Genomic DNA, 10,101 nt, shown 5'->3' with positions numbered 1-10,101 from the left:
CGGGGGCCGGAGCCTCGACCGGAGCCGGTGCTGCCTCGACGGGGGCCGGAGCCTCAACCGGAGCCGGAGCGTCCACACTGGGGGCGGGGGCTTCAACGGGTGCCGGAGCGTCCACGGTTTCCTTGACGGGTGCCTTCACGGTCTCAACCGTGGCAGGTACCGGAGCCGCCACGGCGTCGGCAGGTTCCACCGGAGCTGCTGCAGCCACGGTGCCGGGTGCCTTGGCGGCCCCGACCGGAACGGGTGCTGCTGCAACGGCCGGGGCAGGGGTGGGTGCCTGCGCGGCAGGAGCGGCAGGGGCCGCCGGAGCCGCTGCTGATGCCGGGGACTTGCCGGTGTCCGCAAGGGCTGCAGCCGGGGCCTCGGGGGTGTCGATGGTGTCGACGGCCGGAGCAGGCGGTACTACTTTGGAAGTTGAGGGGGCTTTGGTGCCCGTTGCCTGGCCCTGTGTGGGGGCTGCTGCGGGGGCCTTGGTCCCCGGCGCTACGGCGGCGCTGTCGGTGATGCCGGCTGCTGACAGTTCGGAGCATCCGGACAGTGCCAGTGCTGCGACCGTCAGGGCGGCGCCCACGGCATAGCTGGTCCTGATGTTTTTGCTGACGGCTTTGCTGATAGCCATAGGGTGTACCTCTCGAGTTCGTCTCCGGGCACGGGGAGACACATGGAGGCATAACCTGGCTGCGCATGGCAAAGCCGGGCTGGTCTACCTGACGTGTGGCATCAGCAAAAGGGCTTGCGCCGGAAGGCGAAGCAGGGGTGACCGCGCTTCGACTGTGCTGACTTCTCCCGTAGGCATCCCCGACCCCGGCTGTTGACTGCAACGCTATTTGAGGTTTTGTTGTGTTGCAAACCGATAACGGTGCAAATGGGCAAGGATCGACACGTTTCGGTTAGGTAACGATGGCTTTTTTTGCATCGTCAAAACTACCAACACGCCGTCCCGAGCAGGAGCTTCGCAAAACGACCCAGGGAGCGCCCCAACCGTCCCGGAAAATCTTTTTGTGATCCTGCTCAACACAGGGCCCAACTGTCTTATTTGTAACGTAGGCCACGCCGCTGGACTGTCGGGCCCCGGTAACGGAGACTGGTCAGTTGCGCCGGTACTCGCTGTAAACATACCCGGCCGCTCCGGACAGCATGCCTGAGCCCCTGGCAATGTTGCGCATGCCCCTTGCCCGGAGCGACATGGAGCCGCCTGCCAGGCCCCCCAGAACCCGTATCGTCCCCCCGGCGACGCGGATCGAACCCGCCGCGAAGGCCCGGCTCCGGGCTGCCGCCCGTGCCGGCGCCGAACCGGCCAGCTCAACGTCAACCCGGACGTTGGCGTTCCCGCTGCGGAAGGCCCGGCGCAGCACCCAGTCCCGCGTCAGCCGGCCGGTGGGTACCCGGTCCACCACCACGGCCTCGTCACACCACACCATGGTCCCGCCCAGCTGGGCAAGCCGGCGGGTGAAGAGCGTATCCGAACCGCCCGTAATGCCAAACTTCTCGTCAAATGCGAGGCCCAGCGCGTGGACCTTCCCCATATCAAGCAGCAGGTTGTTGGTGGCCGCCACGTCGATCAGCGATCCGGTGGCGAGCCGGCGCCGGTCAAAAAACCTGCCAGCCTGGATCCAAGCCTCGGGCGGCTCGGCATATTCACTGATCACCGGACCCACCACGGCCGCCGCCGCCGTGGCGCGGTACTGCGCCAGCAGGTGCCGCAGCCACTGCTCCGACGGCACCTCGTCGTCGTCGATGAACACCAGGAGGGAGTCGGAAGCCGCCTCGCGGATGGCCCGGTTCCTGGCGGCAGCGATTCCAGGCCGGGGTTCGTGCACGTATTTGACCAGCGACGACGGATAGTCCTCCACCGTCTGCCGGGCACTGCCAGCGGGGTCGTTGTCCACCACCAGCACGGTGGCAGCCAGGTCCACCGAACGGGCCTGGTCCAGGAGGCGCGGGAGCACCACCAGGAGGTCTTCCGGGCGCTTGTACGTAAGCACCGCAATCACAAGCTGCTCCGCTGTCTGGATCATGGCCTGCCTTTCGCCGGGGTTATGTTCATTGATCGAAGCCCTGCCGTTTGCCAAAAAGGGCGGCTGCCTGCCGCCGGAACTTCTCCACGTGGCTGCGGTGGCACAGGAACAGGACAGCCGCAAAAAGCAGGAGGAACACAGCCAGGCCAAGGGCCGTGGTGGCTGCAAGGGGAAGGTCCAGCAAGCCGATGCCGAGGCAGCCGGCCGCGCCCCACAGGGCGCCGTGGACGGCGGGCCAGATCACCGCGAGCTGGGCGCTGATCCGGACCTGGGTCAGGCGGGCCTGGATCAGCAGCAGCACCGGAACCAGGAACAGGCCGGCCCCCACCAGGCCCACCGCCACCCCCAGCAGGCCAAACTGCAGGCCCACCACGATGCCGCCCACCTGGACCAGGGCCGCGAGCACCTCGTAGCGGAGGATCAGGCCGCCCTTGCCCAGCCCCTTCATCAGGGTGGGAGTTATGTAAAACACCGTCTCCCGGGCACCGCCAATGGCCAGGACACTGATGATCGGGGCGGCCGCCAGCCATGCCTCGCCAAGGACCAGCTGGACCAGCTCGGGTGCGGCGCAGGCAATGTAGGCCATCAGGGGCACCGCCGTCATTGCGGTGATCCTGGTGACCGAGGTGAGGTGGAACGCAACCTTGGCAGGATCATCGCTGGCCCGGGAAAAGACAGGAAACATCACCCGGTTGATGGTTTGTCCCACCAGCTGGACCGGAAGCACCATGATCCGGTACGCCATTCCGTAGAGGGAAAGCGATGCGAGCCCAAGGAACCGGCCCACCAGGACGTTGTCCATGTTCCGGGAAAAGTACGCGAGGAAGTTGGTGCAGAAGACGCTGAAGCTGAAGGCCAGCATGGGCAGGACTTCCCGCAGATGGTGGTTTGGCCAGGGCCCCCTCGCGGCCGCCAGCAGGAGTGCGGCGGTGACCAGGTCGGTGGCGATCACCTGGTATGCCAGGGCGAAATAGCCGGCGCCCAGAAGTGCGGAGGAGATGCCGCAGGCGGCACCGCCCACGGCGCCGGCGATGTCCGCCCTGGCCACCAGCGCGAACTTCAGTTCCCGGCTGAGCATGGCACGGGGCGTGATGGCCAGGCCCTTAAGGGGGATGGCAACCGCAAGCGGCACCAGCAGCACGGCAAGTTCCGGCGCCCCAAAAAAACCGGCGACGGCGGGAGCCAACTGGAGTGCGGCCACCCCGATGGCCACCGACATCAGCAGGTTCAGGGTGGCCGTGGCCCCCGCCGCGCGCCGGCTGACGGCCGGGCGCTGGACCAGCGCCGCGGCCAGCCCCTGGTCCAGGAACAGCGCAGCGAAGGTAGTGAACACCGTGGCGGCGGAGATGATGCCGTAACTCGCCGGGCCCAGGATCCTGGCGAGGACCAGCGCTGCCAGCATCTGGAAGCCCTGGCGGGCGATGACTGCGGCCATGGTCCAGCGCACACCGCTGGCAGCCGGGCGGCCCGCAAAAGTACTTCCCGCAGGGTGGGCGCCTGCACCTTTGCCGGCCGACGGCTTCCCCTCGGCGCGGTGCAGGCCGGCAGGGGAGCCGTTGCGGCTCATGCCTGCCCGGTTGCTTGGCTGAGATGCCGGAACATTTCCTCGCCATACAGGACCGGGCTGTGTTTGGCCCGTGCCAGGGAGGCGTCGCGTGCTGCGGCGCTGCGGTACACCGCCCACTGGGACGCCACCGTCTCCAGGGCATCCGCCAGGCCCTGGACGCTGCCGGGAGCCACAAACTGCACCGAGTCATAGGCGCCGGCGGCCTCCCGCAGCCCGGAAATACTGCTCGCCACCAGGGGCCGGGCCGCAAGGATCGCCTCCACTGCCGTGTTGCCGAAGGATTCGTCCAGCCGGGACGGCACCACTGCCACGTCTGCATCCGCAAGGAAGGGCCAGACGTCCGACTGGTACCCATGGAACGCCACTGATGCCCCGGCACCCTGCCCGGCAACCCGCTGGCGGAGGTCCAACTCGTAAGCGTCTGCGCCGGGTACGGCGCCGCCCACCACATCGAGGTGCGTGGGATGGCCCTTGCGGTTCAGCTGCGCGATCGCCTCCACCACAACGTCCACGCCTTTCCGGTGCGAGAGCCGGCCGACGTAAAGCACGCGCAGCCCGCCGTCGAGCCTTCCCCTGGAACGTGCCTCCGTGGCGGGCCCGGGCACTCCGTTGTAGATGACGGTGCTCCTGCCCTGCAGGCTCGGCAGGGAGCGGACCAGCGTGTCGGCAGTGAACTGGCTGTTGGCCACGATGCTGGTGGCGAAGGACAGCGGCAGGGCGAGCAGGGCCTGCTGGAGCCGGGGCGCATAGGCTTCGGCTTCGTGGACATGGACCACCGCGGGAACGCCGCAGAGCCGGGCCAGCGCCGCCCAGAGCGGGACGGTGCTGGTATTGGCCAGCAGTACATCCGGTTTGCAGCGCCGGATGAGTCCGATGCCTCCGGCGGTGCCCCGGATCGCGTCGGCGGTAAAGCGCGTCGCCCCGGACGGCGTCAGCATGGACCGGCGCAGCACCGGCGTGGGGCACAGCACCACCGCCGCACCCCGGCCCTGGAGCTCCGCCACCAGCGGGCCCTCTGCAGGCACGGTGACCAGCACCCGGGCGCCGCCGCGCAGCAGGCCTTCGACTGTTTCGAGCAGGACCTTGTCCGCGCCATAGAGATCTGCGGAGGGATGCGCAATCAGGACTGAGAGCCGGTGCCCGTTCACAGTACCTCCATCCAGTGTTGAAGGGGTCAGGAAGTGGCCGACAGGCGGCCTTGGTTCCATAGTGGGGGCGGTGGCTGCCGCGGCCGGGTGCCTTGACCCAACCTTGAGGGAAAGTTGCGGCTGGGAAGCCCCGGCCGGCCTTCCGCCGCCCGGATGCAGCGGTCAATAATGAACGCCTACCAACGGTGTGGTCCGGGACGTCCGGCTGCGTACGTAACCGGGAGGCCATATTGGATTTGTCAGAGTATCTCCGCGCCGTGGTGCGTGGCTGGTGGATCATCGTGGCGTGCGCCCTGGCAGGACTGCTCGGTGCTGTCGCTTTTACCGCGTCCATCCAGCCCATGTACCAAAGCACTGTCAGGTTTTTTGTGGTGGCACCGCCGGTCAACGGGCAATCGGCGCTGCAGTCCGATGAACTCTCCCGCGGCCGCATCGTCTCCTACGCCGCCCTGGTCAAGAGCGACCAGTTCGTCTCCCGCCTGGTCAGCGACACCGGACTGGGGGTGACCGGCGCGGAAGCCGAATCCAGCATCAGCGCCTCCGCAGACAAGGACACGCTGCTGCTGACGGTGGAAGTCACCATGCCCGACGCCGGCAAAGCCTTCGCCACGGCCACCGCCATAGCCCGGAATTTTGGGTCGGCGGTGCACGAACTTGAGGAAAGCCGGGTTCCCACCACCGCGCAGACGGTGCTGACCGTTGTATCCGGCCCCACCGAACCGGGCAGCCAGGTCTCCCCCCGGGAGAGCCTGAACTATGGACTTGGGCTGCTGGTGGGTGCCGCCCTGGGTATCGGGATTGCGGTAACCCGCCGCGTGCTGGACCGGACCCTCATTACTCCTGAACAAATCGAGGAAGCCGGCGGAGTCCGGGTTCTGGCCCGCATCCCGGCCGGCCGGAATGCCAAGGCGCTGAACCGTATCCTCAGGTCCCCGGATGATGCCCTGGTGACCGAGGCGGCACGGCGGCTGCGCACCAACATCGATTTCCTGCCCGAGGCCGCCGGCCTGAGGTCGCTCACGGTAACGTCCGCAACATATGCGGAGGGCAAGACCTCGGTGGCGCTGCTGCTGGCGAAGGCCTGGGCAGAGAACGGGCACACGGTCCTCCTGGTCGAAGCCGACCTGCGGCGGCCCCGCCTGGCGCAGGAACTTGGCCTGGCGAAGCCCACCGGCCTGTCCAACGTCCTTTCCGGCCAGGTGGCCGCGGACAAAGCGGTCCAGGAAAGTGGGATACCCGGCCTGCAGGTGATGGCGGCCGGGACCGTCCCGCCCCGTCCCACCGCCCTGCTGGGCGGCGGCCCCGTGCGCACCATGCTGGCGGAGCTGGCACCGAAGTTCAGCAGGATCGTGGTGGACGCCACGCCGCTGCAGCCGATGAGCGATGCCGCACTGCTCGCAGCAGTCACCGACGGTGCGATCGTGGTGGTCAGGCACCAGCACGTCACGGCGGAGATCCTGGCCGCCTCCCTGGCCAACCTGCGCGCCGTCAACAGCACCCTGCTGGGCGTCGCCGCCACCTTCTTGCCGAACCGGCTCGCCGAATCCCACCGCCAGGGTTCGTTCCCTCGGCTCAGCGGGCGGTTTCGCCGCCGGATCCGCCCGCAGGAACCCACCAGGAAGGCAGCCGCCGCGCAGAACCCGGCCCGCGACCGCGTGCCGGCCACCCGATCCCACCGCGGCTGACCAGGTTGCCGGCGGCTGGGTTGCTGATGGACAAGGTGGCATAAATGCAGCTGGGACTATGGATCGGGCTGTGCTTCGCGACCGCTTTCCTGTTGCGCTCGCGGCCCCGGATCCTGGTGGGATCTGTCCTTGCCCTTTGGTTCCTGGTCCCCGCCGTGGGCAGCCAGGTGGTCACCGGCGTTCCATCCGGTCCGCTGTCGCTGCACGCCGCCAGTTGGCTGATCCTCGCGGTTTTCCTGGCCCGGCTGCTGGATGCGCCGGCCGCTTTTGGCCAGGTCCTGGGCAGGCACTTTGTCCTCTTCCTGGCCCTCGCCGTGGTGGTCGCGGCCGCGGTCCTTGCCTCCCGGGCCGCTGATTCCGGCGGCGGGATGGTCCTGCTGGCCGACCAGATCGTGGCGCCGGTCCTGTTTTTCTTCCTGCTGCTCACCCTCTCCATCACAGACGCCGGCCTGGCGGTCTGGTTGCGGAACCTGCTGCTGTGGCTCGTCGCGGCGGTGTGCGCAGTGGCGCTGCTGCAGTGGCTCACGCACAGTCCCTTGGTCTACGAGCAGGGCTTCAGCAAGCAGTACTGGTACAAGCCGGAGAACAACCGCTGGATGGGGACCCTGGACCAGCCGCTGGCCCTGTCCCTGGTCATCGTCGCCGTTGCCCCGCTGGTGGCCGGGCTGAAACGGAACCTGGTCCAGCTGGTGCTGCTGGTCCTGATGATTGTGGGGATCCTGATCACCCAGTCCAGGGCCGGGCTGGTGGTCCTGGCGGCCTGCGTGGCAGTGGTGGTGCTTTTTGCCCGCCGTCCGGCCTGGCTCAAAGGAATCCTGCTGGCACTGATTGCCGCCGCCGCGATCCTCATCACCACGTCCCCCCTGATTGAGGGTGTGGTGGGCAGGATTGAGGACGACACAGGCTCGACGGAGGCCAGGGCATTGTCCCTGCAGTACTTCTTCAACCACTGGGGTGACTACGCCATCGCGGGCCAGGGGAGCGGTGCGAGCTATCGGGTGGCGGTACAGGGCGGCCTGGAGACGAGCTTTGAAAACCCGCTCCTGATGTACAGCGTGGACTTCGGCATCGCTTTTGCCGTGCTGTACTTCGGGACCATGGTGGCTCTGCTCCTCCGGCACGGCCTGCACCACCGGGTCCGCGGGCTGACGCTGGCGGCCATCCTTGTGATTGCGGTGCCGCAGACGTACAGTTCCCTGGCCACCCGCTCGGTAGCGGGAATCCTGGTGTGGACAGTGCTTGCCATGTTGGTGATGGCAGCGGAAGCAGCCCGCCGGGAACGGCAGGAAGCAGCCAGGACGGCACGCCACCCCGAGGAACCCGCAGGCACCAGGACCGCGGCAGCCCCGTGAGGACCGGACCTGACCGGCGGACGTTCCTGGGCCTGGCAGCAGCCGGCGCGGCCTGGTCCCTGACGGGCTGCCAGGCCTGCCCGGACCCCGTTGACCGGACAGTTCCCGGCGACCTGGCCGGCACGGGGAAACCAGGAACCACGGCAACCTCCGCCGGCGTCCCCCTGCCGCCGGTAGCCGACGTGCCGCTGGCCCCCGCCGGCCCCGCCACCATCACCGACCTCCTGGCCACGCCCAGTTTCTACATCGCCCACCGCGGCTCGGGTGACAACTGGACCGAACACACGCTCCGGGCCTACCGGGAGTCCGCCGCACTGGGCATCAAAGCCATCGAAGTCTCCGTATCGGCCACCTCGGACGGCGTCCTGATCTGCCACCACGACCCCGACCTGGCCCGGATGACCGGCCGGGACTTCCTGATCTCCGCCACGTCGCTGGCCACTGTGGCAACCCTGCGCAACGATGCCCGGGCCTGGCTGGGACCCGCCACCGGCCGGGAACCGGTCCCGGAACTGCAGGAGGTCCTGGAACTCCTGCTGGCGGACACCGTCATTTTCCTGGAGGACAAACAAGGCACCAACCAGGAGGAAATCCTGGCCCTGCTGGCGGGCTACCCGGACGCCCGGGACCACATCGTGTGGAAGCAGCCCGCCCAGTCCAAGGCGCATGCGGAGGCCCGTCGGAACGGGTACATCACTTGGGGCTACTTCGGCTCCGGCACCCTGGACGGCGCGGCGGCGTATTTCGACGCCGTGGATCTGCTGGGCGTCCCCGCCCTGGCCCCGACAGAAAACATCCGGCAGTTTGTGGCCACCGGAAAGCCCGTCATCGGGTGGGAGGTCCACCGGCGAAGCGAGCGGGACCGCTTGTTGGGCCTGGGGGTCCGGGGCATGATGTGCGCCAACGCGCCCTACGTCCTGCAGCGGGAGCCAGTAGCCGCCGCGGACGCGTTCACCACCGGGCAGCGAGCGCCGGGGGACCTGCCGTGGGATGCGGACAGCCATTGGCAGGAGCAGCCTACGTTCACCGGATCGGCGCTGCGCATGGCGTCCGCCACCACCGCCGCCTACACGCTGGGCTCCATGGGCCCCATCCAGGCGGCGGAGTGGTTATTGGAATTCGAGCTCCGCTGGCCGGCCGGCGTGCCGGGCCAGGCGTACGGTGCCGGGATCATGTTCGCCCTGGCGGATGACTCCCCTTGGCGTCCCGGACAGGTCAGCGGGCAGGGTGGATACCTGCTGGACGCCCGGCCGGACGGCCGGCTGATCCTCTACCGCGTGGACCGGGGCAGCGCAGCGGGCACAGTGCTGGGCGAGGCCGGCGGGGCGCCGGCGCGGGCCGGGCAGTGGCAGCAGTTCCAGGTTGCCGTCACCGCGGCCGGGATCTCCGCCGGCCGCGGCGGCACGCAGGGCCTTACCAGCACCGATGCGGCGTTCCGGGGCGGCTACTTCGCTTTGGCAAAAAATTACGACGGCGGCCCTCCGGTTGAGTTCCGGAACGTGCGGACCGGCCCCGCGCCGCAGCCAGGCACGGCGGGCCAGGCCTGCCCCGCCTGACTTGGCTGCGCTGCCGGGCTTCAGCCCAGCAGCCCCATGATGCCGATGACCGCCGTGGCAGCGCCCAGCACCATGGAGATGCTGACCAATACCACGTGGACAGTCAGGAACCTCGTGGCTTTCCCGGCGGCGTCCCGGGCCCGGGTGTCCTTCATAACGCGGCGCAGGAACTGCGGCCACACCACGAGGGACCAGGCGCCGGCGATGATCAGGACGAGCGCAGGGAAAACAGGCAGGTCCACGGGATCAGTGGCTTTCCAGCCAGGCCTGCGCCTGCTTGGCCTGCAGGTTCAGGGCCTTGGCTACCATGGGCTCGGCGGCGTCGGCAATTTTTCCGCCGAGGAACGGGACCGAGGACTTGACCGCGCCCTCAAGCTCAACCCGGGTGCCGCCGTCGGCCGCCACCAGGCGCTGCACCGCGGTGACGTCCACGGGGGCGCCGCTGATCTTCAGGGAGATGTTGCTCTGGCGTGAACCGTCGGCCGCCGGGGCGTCCCAGTTCTCCACCTGCGTGACCTTCAGGCTTTCGCCAACGAACTTCCGGGCAATCTCCGGCAGGCGCGTGGTGGGCAGGGTGCGGACCGACGTGGCGCTGAACGCACCGGCAATATCGCCGTCCACGGCGAAGGACTCGAGGGTGCCCCCCACCAGCTCGCTCACGTGGCGCTGGAAATCCTCGTTGACCAGCACGGCAGCGACGCTGTGGACGGAATGCGGAAGGGTGGTGACGGCGTTCAGGGCCATGGGTCCTCCAGGGACGTGGGAGCGGATCGGG

Annotated in this window: 8 protein-coding genes and 1 pseudogene; 3 read left to right on the top strand and 6 right to left on the bottom strand. The window is 68.5% G+C overall.

Annotated elements, in window-relative coordinates; all coding sequences use genetic code 11:
- The 4 genes and pseudogenes from QRN07_RS09815 to QRN07_RS09800 all read right to left on the bottom strand — a co-directional run.
- A pseudogene (locus QRN07_RS09815) lies at window positions 1-619 on the bottom strand (hypothetical protein); the annotation flags it as partial.
- A 469-nt stretch (window positions 620-1,088) separates the two neighbouring features.
- On the bottom strand, window positions 1,089-2,018 hold the full coding sequence (locus QRN07_RS09810; RefSeq protein ID WP_285240953.1) for a glycosyltransferase family 2 protein: 930 nt from the start codon (window positions 2,016-2,018) through the stop codon (window positions 1,089-1,091).
- Window positions 2,019-2,043: 25 nt separating this feature from the next.
- Entirely contained in the window at window positions 2,044-3,585 is a 1,542-nt protein-coding gene (locus QRN07_RS09805; RefSeq protein ID WP_056598007.1) for a lipopolysaccharide biosynthesis protein, read from the bottom strand.
- Window positions 3,582-4,733: a glycosyltransferase gene (locus QRN07_RS09800; protein ID WP_231686033.1), complete on the bottom strand. Its 1,152-nt coding sequence runs from the start codon at window positions 4,731-4,733 to the stop codon at window positions 3,582-3,584. The genes QRN07_RS09805 and QRN07_RS09800 overlap by 4 nt, the downstream gene beginning before the upstream one ends.
- Before the next feature lie 230 nt (window positions 4,734-4,963).
- Between QRN07_RS09800 and QRN07_RS09795 the strand changes: the two genes are divergently transcribed.
- The 3 genes from QRN07_RS09795 to QRN07_RS09785 are packed head-to-tail and all read left to right on the top strand — an operon-like array spanning window position 4,964 to window position 9,326.
- Entirely contained in the window at window positions 4,964-6,418 is a 1,455-nt protein-coding gene (locus QRN07_RS09795) for a tyrosine-protein kinase domain-containing protein (RefSeq protein ID WP_285240952.1), read from the top strand.
- Window positions 6,419-6,462: 44 nt separating this feature from the next.
- A complete protein-coding gene (locus tag QRN07_RS09790) occupies window positions 6,463-7,770 on the top strand; it encodes an O-antigen ligase family protein (RefSeq protein WP_056598011.1) in 1,308 nt (435 codons plus the stop codon).
- On the top strand, window positions 7,767-9,326 hold the full coding sequence (locus tag QRN07_RS09785; protein WP_285240951.1) for a glycerophosphodiester phosphodiesterase family protein: 1,560 nt from the start codon (window positions 7,767-7,769) through the stop codon (window positions 9,324-9,326). Before QRN07_RS09790 ends, QRN07_RS09785 begins: the two co-directional genes overlap by 4 nt.
- A 20-nt stretch (window positions 9,327-9,346) precedes the next feature.
- Here QRN07_RS09785 and QRN07_RS09780 read toward each other — a convergent pair whose 3' ends face one another.
- Both QRN07_RS09780 and QRN07_RS09775 read right to left on the bottom strand, forming a co-directional pair.
- Window positions 9,347-9,568 (bottom strand): SCO4848 family membrane protein, encoded by a 222-nt coding sequence (locus tag QRN07_RS09780; RefSeq protein WP_050685064.1) that lies wholly within the window; start codon window positions 9,566-9,568, stop codon window positions 9,347-9,349.
- 4 nt (window positions 9,569-9,572) lie between these two features.
- Window positions 9,573-10,070 (bottom strand): DUF2505 domain-containing protein, encoded by a 498-nt coding sequence (locus QRN07_RS09775; protein WP_285240950.1) that lies wholly within the window; start codon window positions 10,068-10,070, stop codon window positions 9,573-9,575.
- Between the last annotated feature and the right edge of the window lie 31 nt (window positions 10,071-10,101).

The organism is Pseudarthrobacter sp. MEB009 (assembly GCF_030208875.1).
In the GTDB taxonomy this organism is placed as follows: domain Bacteria; phylum Actinomycetota; class Actinomycetes; order Actinomycetales; family Micrococcaceae; genus Arthrobacter.
This window is presented reverse-complemented; position numbering and strand designations above follow the sequence as displayed.